Annotated in this window: 14 protein-coding genes; 11 read left to right on the forward strand and 3 right to left on the reverse strand. The window is 55.8% G+C overall.

The window, feature by feature from the left end:
- Positions 1-129: 129 nt before the first annotated feature.
- Positions 130-975, reverse strand: coding sequence for an NADPH-dependent 7-cyano-7-deazaguanine reductase QueF (gene queF, locus PW844_RS29035; protein ID WP_299460261.1), 846 nt, complete (start codon positions 973-975; stop codon positions 130-132).
- 62 nt (positions 976-1,037) lie between these two features.
- Here queF and syd point away from each other — a divergent pair, with 62 nt between their 5' ends.
- From syd to PW844_RS29055, 4 genes are all read left to right on the forward strand, one after another.
- Positions 1,038-1,586, forward strand: coding sequence for a SecY-interacting protein (gene syd, locus PW844_RS29040; protein ID WP_299460264.1), 549 nt, complete (start codon positions 1,038-1,040; stop codon positions 1,584-1,586).
- 588 nt (positions 1,587-2,174) lie between these two features.
- A complete protein-coding gene (locus PW844_RS29045; protein WP_299460267.1) occupies positions 2,175-2,504 on the forward strand; it encodes a YqcC family protein in 330 nt (109 codons plus the stop codon).
- Complete coding sequence (truC, locus tag PW844_RS29050) at positions 2,504-3,283, forward strand: tRNA pseudouridine(65) synthase TruC (RefSeq protein WP_299460270.1); 780 nt, start codon at positions 2,504-2,506, stop codon at positions 3,281-3,283. Before PW844_RS29045 ends, truC begins: the two co-directional genes overlap by 1 nt.
- Positions 3,284-3,295: 12 nt before the next feature.
- Entirely contained in the window at positions 3,296-3,742 is a 447-nt protein-coding gene (locus tag PW844_RS29055; protein WP_299460273.1) for a flavodoxin, read from the forward strand.
- Between the two features lie 43 nt (positions 3,743-3,785).
- On the opposite strand, the gene garD is transcribed toward PW844_RS29055, so the two are convergent.
- Positions 3,786-5,345 carry a galactarate dehydratase gene (gene garD / locus PW844_RS29060; protein ID WP_299460275.1) on the reverse strand — a complete coding sequence of 520 codons (1,560 nt, stop codon included), beginning with the start codon at positions 5,343-5,345 and terminating at the stop codon, positions 3,786-3,788.
- A gap of 511 nt (positions 5,346-5,856) precedes the next feature.
- Here garD and PW844_RS29065 point away from each other — a divergent pair.
- From PW844_RS29065 to PW844_RS29090, 6 genes are all read left to right on the forward strand, one after another.
- Positions 5,857-7,203 (forward strand): MFS transporter, encoded by a 1,347-nt coding sequence (locus tag PW844_RS29065; RefSeq protein ID WP_299460278.1) that lies wholly within the window; start codon positions 5,857-5,859, stop codon positions 7,201-7,203.
- 9 nt (positions 7,204-7,212) lie between these two features.
- Positions 7,213-8,559, forward strand: a complete 1,347-nt coding sequence (locus tag PW844_RS29070; protein WP_299460281.1) for an enolase C-terminal domain-like protein — start codon at positions 7,213-7,215, stop codon at positions 8,557-8,559.
- Positions 8,560-8,569: 10 nt separating this feature from the next.
- Positions 8,570-9,901, forward strand: coding sequence for a glucarate dehydratase (gene gudD / locus PW844_RS29075; protein ID WP_299460284.1), 1,332 nt, complete (start codon positions 8,570-8,572; stop codon positions 9,899-9,901).
- A 25-nt stretch (positions 9,902-9,926) separates the two neighbouring features.
- Positions 9,927-10,697, forward strand: coding sequence for a 2-dehydro-3-deoxyglucarate aldolase (garL, locus tag PW844_RS29080; protein ID WP_299460287.1), 771 nt, complete (start codon positions 9,927-9,929; stop codon positions 10,695-10,697).
- 20 nt (positions 10,698-10,717) lie between these two features.
- Positions 10,718-11,602: a 2-hydroxy-3-oxopropionate reductase gene (gene garR, locus PW844_RS29085; protein ID WP_299460290.1), complete on the forward strand. Its 885-nt coding sequence runs from the start codon at positions 10,718-10,720 to the stop codon at positions 11,600-11,602.
- Positions 11,603-11,688: 86 nt separating this feature from the next.
- Positions 11,689-12,828, forward strand: a complete 1,140-nt coding sequence (locus PW844_RS29090; RefSeq protein ID WP_299460293.1) for a glycerate kinase — start codon at positions 11,689-11,691, stop codon at positions 12,826-12,828.
- A gap of 81 nt (positions 12,829-12,909) precedes the next feature.
- Here PW844_RS29090 and barA read toward each other — a convergent pair whose 3' ends face one another.
- Entirely contained in the window at positions 12,910-15,633 is a 2,724-nt protein-coding gene (gene barA / locus PW844_RS29095; protein WP_299460296.1) for a two-component sensor histidine kinase BarA, read from the reverse strand.
- Between the two features lie 80 nt (positions 15,634-15,713).
- On the opposite strand from barA, the gene rlmD reads away from it, so the two are divergent.
- Complete coding sequence (gene rlmD / locus PW844_RS29100; protein WP_299460299.1) at positions 15,714-17,030, forward strand: 23S rRNA (uracil(1939)-C(5))-methyltransferase RlmD; 1,317 nt, start codon at positions 15,714-15,716, stop codon at positions 17,028-17,030.
- Positions 17,031-17,036 lie beyond the last annotated feature (6 nt).

The raw sequence follows: 17,036 nt of genomic DNA on the forward strand, positions 1-17,036 counted from the left end.
ACAGTGACGATTATCCCTGGTCGCGTATGCTTTATTGCCCGCGCCTTCGACAGAGTAGCCTTGTCCGCGGTGAATGCTCAAGTGGAACCGCGCATCCGTGCTGCGGCCTGCGAGGCGTCTCGCAATCTGTTACTGGCGTACCAGACGGGAATAGCCCGGGGAGAAGGGAACGTTGCTGCGCCACGGATTGATATCCAGACCCCCGCGGCGTGTGTAGCGCGCGTAGACGGTTAAGGCTTCTGGCTGGCAAAAGCGTTGAATATCATTGAAAATACGCTCGACACACTGTTCGTGAAACTCGTTGTGCTGGCGGAACGAGACCAGATAGCGCAGCAAGGCCTCACGATCGATGCGTGGCCCTTTATAGTGAATCATCACGGAACCCCAGTCGGGTTGATGGGTGATCAGGCAGTTCGATTTCAGAACATGGCTGACCAGCGTTTCTTCGATGATGTCGTTGCCTGCGGCCTGGGCGAGATGTTCAGCATTAAAAGCGTAATCGCGGATTTCAATATCCTGTTCGTCGATGACCTCACCGTTAAAATGGCCGATGGGCTGACCTTCGATTTCACTGATGCGGAACAATGCTACGCTCACCCCACCTTCGGCACAGGCGCTGAGATCGCGCTCAAGCGTTTGGCGGACGTCACCCCAGTCGGCAAAAACCGTCTGATTAAAACTGTTAAGATAGAGTTTAAAACTCTTTGACTCGATAAGGTTGCGGCTCGCGGCGTTGAGGACCACTTCACCCACCGCCACCTGCGGTACACCTTTGCTGTTAAGCCAGGAAAGTTCGTACAGCGTCCAGATATCTGCACCGTGAAACGGCAGATTATCAGGAAACAGCCCCAGCGGTTCGCGATTCAGACTGCGCGGCACCGCCTGCAGCAGTGAATTGTCGTAATGATCGACATACGCTGTGGGTTTACCCAAGGTCAGGCTACTTAATACCTGATCCTGTTGTTCAGTAGACATAACGGTTACCACTAAAATCCATCAAAGGGGTTAAGTGTAACCTATCAGAAGCGAGAAGATGAATGATGCAGCAAACCGCGGATGCTTTGCGCGATTTTACCGACCGTTATTGTGCGCAATGGCGTCAGAACACCGGACATTTACCTGCGAGCAGCGAATTGTTGGGTGTTCCTTCTCCCTGCATCCAGACCACGCTGGATGATCGGGTATTGTGGCAACCACAGCCGTTTACCTCACCGGCTACACTCGCCGCCGTTGAGTGCGCGCTGGATATCGAACTTCAGCCAGCGATTACCGCTTTTTATACCACGCAGTTTGCGGGTGATATGGCTGCGCGTTTTCAGCAGCAATCCATTACCTTGTTACAGGTGTGGAGTGAAGAGGATTTCACACGGCTGCAGGAGAATTTAATTGGTCATCTGGTGATGAAACGTCGCCTGAAGCAAAGTCCGACATTATTTATCGCCACCACCGATTCTGAGCAGGATGTCATTTCACTGTGTAATCTTACCGGTGAAGTTATTCTGGAGCATCCTGGCAGTAAAAAACGGCAGATACTGTCCCCTGAAATTCAGATGTTTCTTAATGAATTACAACCGGTTAGCGACTGATTTGCAGACTTCGGCCTGCTATTTTGTGAGAGATCTCTTACATGGTGTGTGAGAGATCGGCAAATTTTACTGAAGACTTCCGGACGGCAGGCTTGTAAAAATATTGTGAATCATGAGTTTATGGCAACTGTCCTAAAATAAAAAGATAACGGGCTGAGGTAACGGCCCTTAGTACCTTGTTAACGCGATAGTTTCTGCCAGAATAGTCACCACTGGCAGGAAGCCATGGATTAAGTGATGTTCAGGAGAGCATCAGCCAGGAAGGCGGGAACGTAACGGAGTTTGCGTCACAAGGAAGGCTTCAGGACGAAGCAGGACACTCAGGATTGAGTAAGGGACACCTCCAGGATGGAGAATGAGAGCCACGCGGGATGTGGCGGGCCAGGATGCTAAGGACCAATGTCATGATGACAAGCGATGGATAGCACGGGAAAAGTTGTCATGGATGAGCAGGGAGCACAGCGGTGGCGGGAATGCTGCAAACGAACCGGGAGCACTGTAGTCACAGTGCTCCCTTTTTTTATGCTTTTTTGAGCATGGCCCGACAAGTGATATGCTTGCCGCCCGATTTTTTTCTGGAGGTGGCGCATGTCGTCGCAACAACTTATTTTGCAGCGGCTGCAGCAGGTCGAAGCAGTGATGCGCGAGCACGACCACTGGCAGACGCAATGCCCTGATGAGGCAGCTTTTGCCAGCACGCAACCCTTCTGTCTGGATACACTGGCACCGCTTGAGTGGCTGCAATGGGTGCTAATCCCCCGTATGCAGGCATTAATTGCCGCTGATGCGCCGTTGCCGCAAAACTTTGCTGTCGCGCACTATTTTGAAATGGCGCTCCCTCCCACTACACCGGGCCATCCGATGCTATTGCTGACGCTAAGCCAGCTCGACGCCTTATTTGCGGAACCTTCTGCCTGATGCTGGAAATTATTTACCAGGATGAGTGGCTGGTGGCCGTCAATAAACCTGCGGGATGGCTGGTGCACCGCAGCTGGCTCGATCGCAAAGAAAAAGTGGTGGTGATGCAGACGGTGCGCGACCAGATTGGTCAGCATGTCTTTACTGCTCACCGGCTGGATCGTCCCACCTCCGGCGTATTGCTGATGGGGCTGTCGAGTGAGGTGGGCCGGTTGCTATCGCAGCAATTTGAGCAGCACCAAATCCGCAAAACCTACCATGCAGTGTTGCGAGGCTGGCTGAGCGAAAGCGGTACGCTGGATTATCCGTTGGTGGAAGAACTGGATAAAATTGCCGATAAATTCGCCACAGAACCACGTGGTCCGCAGCCGGCCGTGACGGATTATCAGCTACTTGCGCATGTCGAGATGCCGGTGGCGATTAGCCGTTACGCCACCTCGCGCTATAGCCTGGTGGAGATGCAACCGCGCACCGGACGTAAACATCAGCTTCGTCGCCATATGGCGCACCTGCGTCATCCCATCATTGGCGATACCACCCACGGCGATTTGCGTCAGAACCGTGGTGCAGCGACGCATTTTGGTATGGATCGTCTGATGCTGCATGCCAGCGCACTGAGCCTCAATCATCCGGTAACGGGTGAGCCGCTGGTGATCCGCGCCGGGCTGGATACGGTCTGGCAGCAGATGCTACAACAGTTTGGCTGGCAGGAGCAGATGCCTGATGTTCCCAGGGTTGAGTTTGCCGACGAGGCAGTCCAGGATAAGCCAACAGAATAAAGGAGCAGCACAATGGCAAAGATTGGCATTTTTGTAGGTACGGTATACGGCAATGCGTTGCTGGTGGCGGAAGAAGCAGAGCCGGTGTTGCAGGCGCAGGGCCATGAGGTCAAAGTCTTTGAAGATCCTTCACTGGCGCAGTGGCAGGATTACCAACAGGATGTGGTGCTGATTATCACCTCAACCACCGGGCAGGGTGATTTTCCTGACAGTATCGCCGGGCTGTATCACGCGGTAAAAGATCAGCTCGGCTATCAGCCGGAGCTGCGTTATGGCGTGATTGCGCTGGGTGACAGTAGCTACGATAACTTCTGCGGTGCAGGTAAGACGTTTGATGCCCTGTTGCAGGAGCAGAGTGCCAAACGCATCGGCGACGTCTTAACGGTGGATGCGACAGAAGACCCGGAGCCAGAATCCGTCACTACGCCGTGGGTGGAAAGCTGGGGTAAGTTGCTGTAATAAAAAAGGTCGCCAACAATGGCGACCTTATGCACTCGCTAAATCACGTCACTGGCGCTGGATTAAACACCGCCAGCTGATTGCGGATCCCCCAGCGGTCTGACCATGTTTGCTTGCGTCCGCTGGCAATATCCAGAATCAGTTCAAACAGTCGCCAGCCAACCTGTTCAATACTTTCCTCGCCGGTGGCAATGGTGCCCGCGTTAATATCCATCAGGTCATGCCAGCGCTCAGCCAGTGCGTTGCGCGTTGCCATCTTGATAACCGGAATCGCCGCCAGGCCATAAGGGGTACCGCGGCCGGTGGTGAACACCTGCAAGGTAATGCCTGAGGCCATCTGCTGCGTACCACAGACAAAGTCGCTGGCGGGTGTCGCGGCATAGATCAAACCGCGTTTAGTCGGACGCTGGCCGGGCGACAAAACCTCAACTATCGGGCTGCGGCCGGATTTTGCAATCGAACCCAGCGCTTTCTCCACCACATTGGCCAGTCCGCCTTTTTTATTGCCGGGAGAAGGATTGGCGCTACGGTCGGTTTGTCCCATGCTCAGATAGTTGTCATACCAGGCCATCTCTTCCAGCAGTCGTTTACCTACCGCCTCATCAACGACTCGTGGCGTCAGCAGATGGATGGCATCGCGCACTTCGGTGACTTCAGAAAACATCACCGTCGCACCACAACGCACCAGCAGGTCAGAAGCAAACCCCACGGATGGATTGGCGGTGACGCCGGAAAACGCATCGCTGCCGCCACACTGCGTACCTATCACCAGTTCTGATGCCGGGCAGGTTTCGCGCTGGCGTTGATTAAGCCGTTTCAGATGGCGTTCGGCAACCTGCAAAATCTCATCCACCATCGCGCCAAAGCCCACCAGCCGTTCATCCTGCAAACGCACAATATCGTGGTCATCCAGTGAGATGGCCTGAACATCGGGCGTGCCGGTCAGCAGACGTTCTGGCTGGAGTTTCTCGCAACCGAGGCTGACGATCATCACTTCGCCGCCAAAATTGGGGTTCAGCGCCAGGTTATGAATGGTGCGAATCGGCACCACGGCTGCCGGAGCGTTAATCGCCACGCCGCAGCCGTAAAGGTGGTTGAGCGCCACTACACCATCGACATTGGGATAACGCGGCAGAAGGTCACGTTCGATAATCTGCACCACATAATCCACCACCCCGGCAACGCAGTGTACGCTGGTGGTAATGCCAAGTAAGTTACGCGTCCCCACGCTGCCATCGGCATTGCGATAACCTTGGAAGGTATAACCTTCCAGTGGGGGTAAATTTGCCGGGACATTGTTTGCCAGCGGCAGGCTGGCAAGCGGTGGCGCTTCCGGCAGCGCCACCAGGGATTCGTCGATCCAGCTGCCCTGGGCAATGGCGCGCAAGGCATAGCCGATGACTTCACCGTAACGCACAATCTCGCCCTGCTCAGGGATAGCCACCAGCGCCACTTTATGGCCCTGGGGCACATGCTCAACCAGTTGCAGACCATCTGCAAAGCGGGTGCCAGCCGGCAGCCCCTGGTTATTGACCACGATGGCGACGTTGTCGCTATCGTGTACTTTTATATAAAGCGGTTTCTCGCTCACAGGTCGGTTCATTACTCACCTTCCGTTCAATCGCGCTGTGCGTGGCAGCGCGGTGTCATTGATTGCTTCCGTCACTTCATCGTTTTTTTGCCAGCCTTAGTATATGCAGGGGTATTGCGCGATACATTGTGCAACTGACTGGCTTTCAGTGATTTTATTGCCTCAATTTGGGTCGTTTAACCAAACACAAGTGAAGGGACTCACAAAGCATGACTAAGCTGTGTGTTTATTAACCGCTACGGGGTGGAATTTGACAGTTCCGTGAGCCACGCCGCAGCGTTATGTGCAAACGCCATAAAATACGTCCACATGTCGTTAAATCATCAGGCTTTCATCCAGTGTTTCGCTTTCCCGCTGTTCCTATACTGACTCTCGTTATCCAACGTTAGGTTATGAGTCACGACGCATCATCGTATTGCCCATAAAAAAATCGCCGTGTTTAACCCAATATCATTCTGATACCCAACGCGATGTGTATGCAGTCAGAGTGAATGTAGCGTCTGCTATATTTCAGGAGTGCATCATGAATAGTTTTAGCCAGACAGCGGAAGCGGTGCAAAAGCGCACCAATGCCCGTTACTGGATTGTGGTGATGTTATTTATCGTCACCTCATTCAACTACGGCGACCGTGCAACCATCTCGATTGCCGGTTCTGCTATGTCCAAAGATATTGGCCTCGACTCGGTGGGTCTGGGGTATATCTTCTCCGCGTTCTCATGGGCTTATGTTATCGGCCAAATCCCTGGCGGCTGGTTGCTCGACCGCTTTGGTTCGAAACGCGTTTACTTCTGGAGCATCTTTACCTGGTCGCTGTTTACCTTCCTGCAAGGCTTCGTTGATCTGTTCAGCGGTTTTGGCATTATCGCTTCGCTGTTTATGCTGCGTTTCCTGGTGGGTCTGGCGGAAGCGCCTTCCTTCCCTGGCAACAGCCGCATTGTGGCTGCGTGGTTTCCGGCGCAGGAGCGCGGCACCGCAGTGGCTATCTTTAACTCCGCCCAATACTTTGCCACGGTGATTTTCGCGCCAATTATGGGCTGGCTGACCTCCGAAGTGGGCTGGGCGCATGTGTTCTGGTTCATGGGTGGTCTGGGCATCATCCTTAGCTTTATCTGGCTGAAGGTGATTCACGATCCGAACGATCATCCAGGCGTGAACAAAGCCGAGCTGGAATATATGGAGCAGGGCGGCGCACTGATCAATATGGACGCGAAAAAGTCCGAACATAAGGTCAGCTGGAGCGAGAAGTTCTATCAAATCAAACAACTGCTGACCTCCCGGATGATGCTGGGTATCTACCTCGGCCAGTACTGCGTCAACGCGTTGACCTACTTCTTTATTACCTGGTTCCCGGTTTATCTGGTGCAGGCGCGCGGGATGTCAATTCTCAAGGCGGGGATTGTCGCGTCGATTCCGGCGATATGCGGCTTCCTCGGCGGCGTACTCGGTGGGGTGATCTCGGATTACCTGATGCGCAAAACCGGCTCCCTGAATATTGCCCGTAAGACTCCGATTGTGGTTGGCATGCTGATGTCGATCAGCATGGTGATGTGTAACTACGTCAATACCGAATGGGTGGTGGTATTTGTGATGGCGCTGGCCTTCTTTGGTAAAGGCATCGGTGCACTGGGCTGGGCGGTGATGGCGGATACCGCACCGAAAGAAATCAGTGGCCTGAGCGGCGGTCTGTTCAACATGTTCGGTAACTTCTCCGGGATTGTGACGCCGATTGCCATTGGCTACATCATTGCCACCAGCGGTTCGTTCGAATGGGCGCTGATTTATGTCGGTATCCACGCCTTCGTCGCCGCGTTCAGTTTCCTGGTGATTGCCGGGGATATCAAACGTATCGAATTGAAACATCGGGCATAAGGACAGAGCATGAATACGCAAAGTACGCCGGTGATTACTGATATGCAGGTGATCCCGGTTGCCGGTTACGACAGCATGTTGCTCAACATCGGGGGCGCGCACAGCGCCTGTTTCACCCGCAACATCGTGGTGCTGACGGACAGCGCCGGGCATACCGGCGTCGGTGAAGCGCCAGGCGGCGAAACCATTTATCAGACGCTGGTTGAGGCCATTCCGCAGGTGAAAGGCCAGCAGGTGGCACGTATGAACCGGTTGGTGCAGCAGGTGCACAAAGGTAATCAGACCGCTGATTTTGATACCTTTGGCAAAGGCGCGTGGACCTTCGAACTGCGTGTCAATGCGGTGGCCGCGCTGGAAGCTGCGTTGCTTGATTTGCTGGGGCAATGCCTCGGTGTCCCGGTGGCGGAACTGCTCGGTCCCGGCCAGCAGCGTGATGAAGTGACAGTGTTGGGTTACCTGTTTTATATCGGCGATCGGCGCAAAACCGATCTGCCTTACCTGAGCGGCGCAGGGGCCAGCCATGACTGGTATCACCTGCGGCATCAGGAGGCGCTGACCCCCGAAGCGGTGGTGCGTCTGGCTGAAGCGGCGCAGGATAAATACGGCTTTAAAGATTTCAAACTGAAGGGTGGCGTGCTGCCGGGCGAACAGGAAATTGCTTCAGCGGCGGTATTGAAAAAACGCTTCCCGGATGCGCGCATCACGGTCGATCCCAACGGGGCCTGGCTGCTCGACGAGGCGATTGGCCTGTGTAAAGGCATGGGAGATGTGCTGACTTATGCGGAAGACCCCTGCGGTGCCGAGCAGGGCTATTCCGGTCGTGAAGTGATGGCGGAGTTCCGCCGTGCCACCGGTTTGCCGGTCGCCACCAATATGATCGCCACCAACTGGCGCGAGATGAACCACGCGGTGATGCTCAATTCCGTCGATATCCCGCTGGCCGATCCGCATTTCTGGACGCTGAGCGGGGCTGTGCGCGTCGCGCAATTATGTGACGACTGGGGCCTGACCTGGGGCTGCCACTCCAATAACCATTTCGACATTTCACTGGCGATGTTCACCCATGTGGGCGCAGCGGCACCGGGTAAACCGACTGCCATCGATACCCACTGGATCTGGCAGGAGGGCGACCAGCGCCTGACCAAAGAACCGCTGCAAATCCGCAACGGCAAAATCGCTGTACCGGATAAGCCTGGTCTCGGCATTGAGCTGGACTGGGATCGTCTGCAACAGGCTAACGCGTTGTACAAATCTCTGCCGGCAGGCGCGCGTAATGACGCCACGGCAATGCAATATCTGGTTCCCGGTTGGTCGTTCGACCGTAAGCGTCCGGCCTTCGGTCGCAGCAAAGCATAAGGAGCAGGAAATGAGTCAGACACCGAAAATCACATCCATGCAGGTCATCCCGGTGGCCGGTTACGACAGCATGCTGCTCAACCTGAGCGGTGCGCATGCGCCGTTCTTCACCCGTAACATCGTCATCATCAAAGACAATGCGGGTCATACCGGGGTTGGGGAGATTCCGTGCGGCGAAAAAATTCGTCAGACGCTGGAAGATGCAGCGGCGCTGGTGGTGCAGAAAAACATTGGTGAATACAAAAACATTCTCAATCTGGTGCGCAGCACCTTTGCCGACCGCGATTCCAGCGGGCGTGGCTCTCAGACTTTTGACCTGCGCACCACTATCCATGTGGTGACCGGCATCGAAGCGGCGCTGCTTGATCTGCTGGGCCAGCACCTCGGCGTTAATGTGGCGTCGCTGCTGGGAGAAGGTCAGCAGCGTGACCGCGTAGAAATGCTCGGCTATCTGTTCTACGTCGGTGACCGCCGGAAAACCTCGCTGCCGTATCAGAGCCAGGAAAACGATAAATGCGACTGGTATCGCCTGCGCCATGAAGAGGCGTTAACGCCGGACACGGTGGTACGTCTGGCGGAAGCCGCCTATGAAAAATACGGCTTCAATGATTTCAAACTAAAAGGTGGCGTGTTGCGTGGCGGTGAAGAGGCCGAGGCGGTCACCGCGCTGGCGAAACGCTTCCCGCAGGCGCGTATTACGCTCGATCCTAACGGTGCCTGGTCGCTGAACGAAGCCATCCTGCTGGGTAAACAGCTGAACGGGGTGCTGGCCTATGCCGAAGATCCGTGCGGTGCCGAACAGGGCTATTCAGGTCGCGAAGTGATGGCGGAGTTCCGTCGCGCCACCGGCCTGCCGACCGCCACCAATATGATCGCCACCGACTGGCGTCAGATGGGACATACCCTGTCGCTGCAATCAGTGGATATCCCGCTGGCCGATCCGCATTTCTGGACCATGCAGGGTTCAGTACGCGTGGCGCAGATGTGCCATGACTTTGGCCTGACCTGGGGTTCGCACTCCAATAACCATTTTGACGTATCACTGGCGATGTTCACCCATGTGGCCGCCGCTGCGCCGGGCGCGATTACCGCCATCGATACCCACTGGATCTGGCAGGAAGGCAATCAGCGCCTGACCAAAGAACCGTTGCAGATCAAGGGTGGCATGGTGCAGGTACCGCAGAAACCGGGTCTCGGCGTAGAGCTGGATATGGATCAGGTGATGCAGGCTAATGCGCTGTATCAGAAACACGGTCTGGGTGCGCGAGATGACGCCCAGGCGATGCAATTCCTTGTGCCCAACTGGACCTTTGATAACAAACGTCCATGTCTGGTGCGCTAATTTTTCCGTTACAGGAGTCAAGATAATGAGTAATACAGCCTGGCCGAATGCTTTTCGTCGCCGCTTGCTGGCAGGAGAAACCCTGATTGGTAGCTGGTGTGCGCTGGCCAATCCGATCACCACTGAAGTGCTGGGCCTGGCAGGATTTGACTGGCTGGTGCTGGATGGCGAACACGCCCCGAACGATATCACCACCTTCATTCCGCAACTGATGGCGCTGAAGGGCAGCCACAGCGCGCCAGTGGTCCGTCCGCCGTGCAACGAGCCGATCATCATCAAACGCCTGCTGGATATTGGTTTTTACAACTTTCTGATCCCGTTCGTGGAAACCGCCGAAGAGGCAACGCGTGCCGTGGCGTCAACCCGCTATCCGGCTGCCGGTATTCGCGGTGTCTCGGTTTCGCATCGTAGCAACATGTACGGCACGCTGCCGGACTATAACGCCACCATCAACGACAACATCACGGTACTGGTGCAGATCGAATCCCAGCAAGCGGTAGACAACATTGATGCGATTGCCGCCGTTGAGGGCGTGGACGGCATCTTTGTCGGCCCGGGTGATCTCTCAGCCGCGCTGGGCTATCTCGGCCAGCCTGCCCACCCGGAAGTACTGAAAGTCATCAAATACATTTTTGAGCGCGCCAAAGCAGCCGGTAAACCGAGCGGCATTCTGGCTCCGGTTGAAGCGGACGCGCGTCGTTATCTGGAATGGGGAGCCAGCTTTGTTGCCGTCGGCAGCGATCTGGGTGTTTTCCGCAACGCCACACAGGCGCTGTGCGACAAATTTAAGAAGTAACTGACTAAAGGGCAAACGTCATGAAAATTGGATTTATCGGCCTCGGCATCATGGGCAAACCGATGAGTAAAAACCTGCTGAAAGCGGGTTATTCGCTGGTGGTACGTGACAACAACGCGACCAGCGAAGCTGAACTGATTGAGCTGGGCGCAACCAGCGCGAAGACGGCAAAAGAAGTGGCACAGCAGGTTGATGTGGTGATCACCATGGTACCGAACTCGCCGCAGGTGAAAGAAGTGTGCCTGGGCGAAAATGGCATCATCGATGGTGCCAAACCGGGCCTGATCGTCATCGACATGAGTTCTATCGCGCCGCTGGCCAGCCGTGAAGTGCACGCTGCGCTGGCAGAGAAAGGCATCAAAATGCTGGATGCACCAGTCAGCGGTGGCGAGCCGAAAGCCATCGAAGGTACGTTGTCGGTGATGGTGGGCGGTGATAAAGCGGTGTTTGACCAATGCTACGACATCATGAAAGCGATGGCGGGTTCAGTGGTGCACACCGGTGAGATTGGCGCGGGCAACGTGACTAAGCTGGCGAATCAGGTGATTGTGGCGCTGAATATTGCCGCGATGTCTGAAGCGTTGTCGCTGGCAACCAAAGCGGGCGTGGACCCGGAGCTGGTTTATCAGGCGATTCGTGGCGGGCTGGCAGGCAGCACGGTGCTGGATGCCAAAGCGCCGATGGTGCTGGATCGTAACTTCAAACCCGGCTTCCGTATCGATCTGCATATCAAGGATCTGGCCAATGCGCTGGATACTTCGCATGGTATCGGTGCACATCTGCCGCTCACCGCTGCGGTGATGGAGATGATGCAGGTGCTGAAGGTCGATGGTCTGGGTACGGCCGACCACAGCGCGCTGGCCTGCTATTATGAAAAATTAGCGAAAGTTGAGATCACCCGGTAACTCGCACGTCCGGTATCTGCTGATACCGGACGGCCTGGTTGCCTTAGCAGGACGGATTTCCGTCATCAACCGCGCTCGGATTGCCTATGAAAATCGTAATCGCACCGGATTCATATAAAGAGAGTTTATCCGCCCTGGAAGTGGCTTCAGCGATTGAAGCGGGATTCCGCGACATCTTCCCTGAAGCTGACTACGTAAAAATACCGGTCGCCGACGGTGGAGAAGGCACGGTAGAAGCGATGGTGGCGGCAACGCAGGGAAGCATTGTCAGGCTGACGGTCACCGGACCGCTGGGAGAGCCTGTTGATGCGTTCTACGGTTTATCTAGCGACACGCGTACCGCGTTTATTGAGATGGCTGCCGCCAGTGGCCTGGAGCTGGTTCCTGCGTCACGCCGCGACCCGCTGATCACCACCTCATTTGGTACCGGAGAACTGATTAAAAACGCGCTGGACAGAGGGGTGGGTCACATCATCATTGGTATTGGCGGCAGCGCAACCAACGACGGTGGATCCGGCATGATGCAGGCGCTAGGCGCTCGTCTGCTGGATAATCAGGGCCACGAAATTGCCTACGGCGGGGGAGCGTTGCCGCAGCTGGCGCGAATTGAAATCGATCGTTTAGATGCGCGCATCCGACAGTGTCGTTTTGAAGTGGCCTGCGATGTCACCAACCCGCTGACCGGCGAAAAAGGTGCCTCGGCGATTTTTGGCCCGCAGAAGGGGGCGACGCCGGAGCTGGTTGAGCAGCTGGATCAGGCGCTGGCGCACTATGCCGACATTATCCATCGTGATCTGGATATTGATGTGCTGCATATCGCGGGTGGCGGCGCGGCGGGGGGGATGGGGGCGGCTCTGCACGCTTTTTGCCAGGCCGAGTTACGGCGCGGTATAGAAATTGTCACCGAAGCGCTGGGCTTAGCCGAACAAGTGCAGGATGCCGACCTGGTGATTACCGGGGAAGGGCGCATCGACAGCCAGACCATCAACGGTAAGGTGCCTATCGGTGTCGCGCAGGTGGCGAAACAGTTTAATAAGCCGGTGATTGGCATTGCGGGCAGCCTGACGGCCGATGTCGGTGTGGTGCATGAACACGGGCTGGATGCAGTGTTTAGCGTGCTGTTTGGTATCTGTACGCTGGAGGAGGCGCTGGCAAACGCCGCGCAAAATGTGCGTATGACGGCACGTAATGTGGCGGCCACTCTCAAAGCCGGACAAGGTCTGTAGCGGCGGCATTTATGCCGCCGATGATTAAAAATTTCCTAATATCAATAAGGTGCGCATTAATGCGCACCCTGCATTTTCACTTTATGTGTGCAGTAACTTCCTTGCCTCGCGGGCCACATTCTCCATTTCGTCGCTCAGTTCCAGCAGTTCCGGCTCCAGCGCGGCGATATCACTCTCCTGATGCAGGCTCTTTTCCAGTTGCTGGCACAGCGCCTTCAGGCGCGGTACGCCGCTGTAACTGGCGCTGCCGTGTAACTTGTGAATAATTTCCCGCAGTCCGGTCACGTCATTGTTTTCCATGCAACCTTCCACGCGCTCAGCCACGTCCGGCAGGAAATCCAGCAGCATCTGCAACAAATCGCGCGCCAGGTCTTCCTTGTTTGCCGCCTGGCGTAATGCCAGCGCCCAGTCCAGCGACGGGGCCAGCGCAGGAGCCGGGGTAACGGGCACGCTTTGTGGGGTATAACGCCGCAGCAGCTGGCTAAGCTTGTCTTCATCGATCGGCTTCGCCAGATAATCGTTCATACCGGCATTGATCAACTGCTCACGTTCACCATCCAGCGCATGGGCGGTGACTGCCACGATCGGTGTTGATGCGTGCAGCGGCAGGCTGCGGATAATTTCACTGGCGCGGATACCGTCAATCTCCGGCATCTGAATATCCATCAGAATCACATCCAGCGCGTGGGTGCGCGCTTGGCGGATGGCCTGTTCGGCGTTATCGCACAAAATAATGTGTTCAACCTGCTCCTCAAGCAGTGCGCCGATCAGCTTCAGGTTGGCCGGATTGTCATCCACCGCCATGACCGTCAGTGGCTGACGGCTGTGACGCGGCACCGCTTCGCGCTGGCGACTATGAAAATCGAGCAGCATCGGCAACAGCCGGGTCAGTGACACCGGTTTGGTGAGGCAACCCGCGATACCACGTTTACGCAGCTCGTCGGCATGCAGCATCATTTCGCTGGGCAACGCCAGCAGCACCGAATCAGCGCGGCTTAGCAAATGGTTAATCATCTCATCGGGCATGACGGGCGTAGTTTTAGCCGACACCGGCAGACCCATCAGCAGCAGTGGGGAGTGCTCATCCCCCAGAGCCTCAAGGCTTTCGACGTGATGGACCTGCAACGGTGTGCCGCTCAGCATCTCCAGCACCGCTTTCGCCACCGCCGGATGCGGTTCCACGTAGGCTAACTGTGATGGGCGCAAATCCTCCAGCGCGCGCGGCAGGGAAGGGGCGTTGGGATTGAGATCGAGCTGAATATGCACCCAAAAGGTGGACCCCTGCCCCTGACGGCTGTGGAAGGCAATTTCGCCCCCCATCTCGTGTACCAGCTTCTGGGTAATCACCAGCCCCAGTCCAGTGCCGCCGTGGCGGCGTGAAATGCTGGCATCGGCCTGACGGAACGCCTGGAACAGCTGTGTTTGCTGTTCCCCGGAGATACCGATGCCGGTATCGTGTACCTGGATTTCCAGCGCAACGCGGGTGGCATTGGCGTTGCGCAGCTCGACACGCAGGTCAATGTGGCCCTGCTCGGTAAACTTGATGGCGTTGCCGATCAGGTTGATCAGAATCTGTTGCAGACGCAGCGGATCGCCAATCACGTTGTCCGGCACCTGTTTTTCCAGGCAGACGGTGATTTCCAGCCCCTTCTCGTGTGCCGAGGGAGCCAGCAGCACCAGGGTTTCATCCAGCGTTGCGCGCAGCGGGAAGGGGATGGATTCCAGCACCAGTTTTCCCGCTTCCAGTTTGGAGAAGTCGAGCACGTCATTAATGATGCTCAGCAGGTTCGCGGCTGAGCGCTCGATGGTGCTCATATAATCGCGCTGGTTGGTGCTCAGACCGGTTTTCAGCATCTGGCGGGTAAAGCCAATCACCCCGTTCAACGGCGTGCGCAGCTCGTGCGACATATTGGCGAGGAACTCGGATTTGATGCGTGCCGCCTCCTGGGCGCGTTTCTTCGCCAGATCCAGTTCTACGTTCTGAATCTCCAGCTGTTCCAGCGTTTCACGCAGATCGTAGGTGGCCTGATCGATATTCTGCTGCATCTCTTCATGGTACGCGGTCAGCGACATGGCCATGGCGTTGATACCATTCTTCAGAATACTGAGTTCACCCAACATGTAACCTTCGACGCGGCTATCGAGCTGGCCACGACGGATGCGGTCAACGGTGGTGACCATATTACGAATCGGGCCGGTGACATCGCGCATCAGGCGATAGGCAAACAGCATCGCGATGCACAGGCAAAACAGCAGCAGCAGGGTGGCGACAAACACCTCTTTGTATTGCTCAAGGCGCACCGATTGCAGATCCAGCTCAATCGCCACATAACCCAGCGGATTCCCGGCAGGTTTAGCGTCTTCTCCGGGCAATTCATCCACCGAATAACGTTCCGCGACGATAGGGGTGCGCAGCACCATCAGATTGCCACGGCGTTCCACCGAGACCCCATCTTCCAGCGTGGAGATATCCTCCTTCTGTAACAGGCTGAGGTTTTGATTGTTATTCGAGGTGACGTAGATGTGATTGTTGTTGTCGAAAACCGTAATCGCACGGACAATATCGGAATGTCGCCGATGCAGCAGGCTGACCAGTTCGCGAATCGCATCGCGGTTGTGCCAGGTCATGCCGTATTCGGCGGAAACCGCCAGCGGCTCGATAATATTCGCCCCTGCGTCGCGCACCTGATGCTGTAATTCGTTATAACGATGAACCACAAAAAAAGTACTGAGCAACAGGCCGATCATCAGCGTGGGTGCCAGTATCAAAATCATCATTCGCGCCCGCAGGCTGTATTTGGTCATAATTAAGGCCTGGCGGCTCCTGGCAAGTTTATCCCTGTGCAAACTGCACAACCCAATCAGAATAGAGAATTTACAACACTATGGCGCAATTTTACTCCGCAAAACAGCGGGTGACGACAAAGCAACGCATTACCGTCACCATTGAAGACCTTGATCCTTTTGGACAAGGTGTGGCGCGCCATAATGGTAAAGCGATGTTTGTCAGCGGCGCACTGCCGGGTGAGCAGGCAGAAGTCACGGTAGTGGAAGATAAACGTCAGTTCGCCAGAGCGAAAGCGACGCGCATCAGCCACCCCAGTACGGAACGCGTGACGCCGCGCTGCCCACACTTTGGCGTTTGTGGCGGGTGTCAGCAGCAGCACGTCTCCGTCGCGCTCCAGCAGCAGAGTAAAGCCAAAGCGCTGGCACGCATGCTGAGCCGCGATGCGCCTTTGCCGGTGTCGGTCGATGAGATCATCAGCGGCCCCGACTGGGGGTATCGCCGCCGTGCCCGCCTGGGATTGCAGTGGCAGCCGAAGCAACAACGTTTGCAGATGGGGTTCCGCAAAGCCGCCAGTAACGACCTGGTGGAGTTAACCCAGTGCCCCATTCTGGCGCCCGACCTTGAAGCGTTGCTGACGCCGTTGCACTGTTGCCTGAGCACATTAAATGCGGTGAAGCGGCTGGGCCATGTTGAGCTGGTGCTGGCGGATAATGGCCCGATGATGGTGCTGCGCCATCTTGATGCATTGTCCGCAACGGATCGTGCAAAACTGGAACGTTTTTCGCATGAACATGATTTGATGCTGTTTCTCGCCGATGGCAGCGATGATCTGACGGCCCTGAGCGCCAGCGAGCCGTATTATCAGTCGTTCAACCTGAAGCTGACCTTCAGTCCGCAGGATTTCATTCAGGTCAATGATGCAGTGAATCAGCAAATGGTGGCAAAAGCCATCGACTGGCTCGATTTACAGCCGCATGACCGGGTGCTGGATCTGTTTTGCGGTATGGGTAACTTTACGCTTCCTGTAGGAAAGTTCGTAGAAAATGCCGTGGGTGTGGAGGGCGTTGCAGCATTAGTACGGCAGGCAGCGTATAATGCAGACCTGAATAATCTGAAAAATGTCCGCTTTTTCCAGCACAACCTGGAGGAAGATGTTGCGCGCCAGGCATGGGCTGCGCAGGGATTTAATAAGGTGTTACTGGATCCGGCGCGAGCCGGGGCGGCAGCTGTGATGTCGCACATTGTTAAACTTGCGCCGGAACGCGTGGTCTATGTTTCCTGTAACCCAACGACACTTGCCCGCGACAGTCAGACATTACTGTCAGCAGGCTACCATTTGGAAAGGGTCGCGATGCTGGATATGTTTCCTCATACCGGTCATCTCGAATCCATGGTGCTGTTCAGCAAAACATAAGCGACA

This window comes from Pantoea sp. (assembly GCF_028283705.1).
GTDB lineage: Bacteria > Pseudomonadota > Gammaproteobacteria > Enterobacterales > Enterobacteriaceae > Pantoea.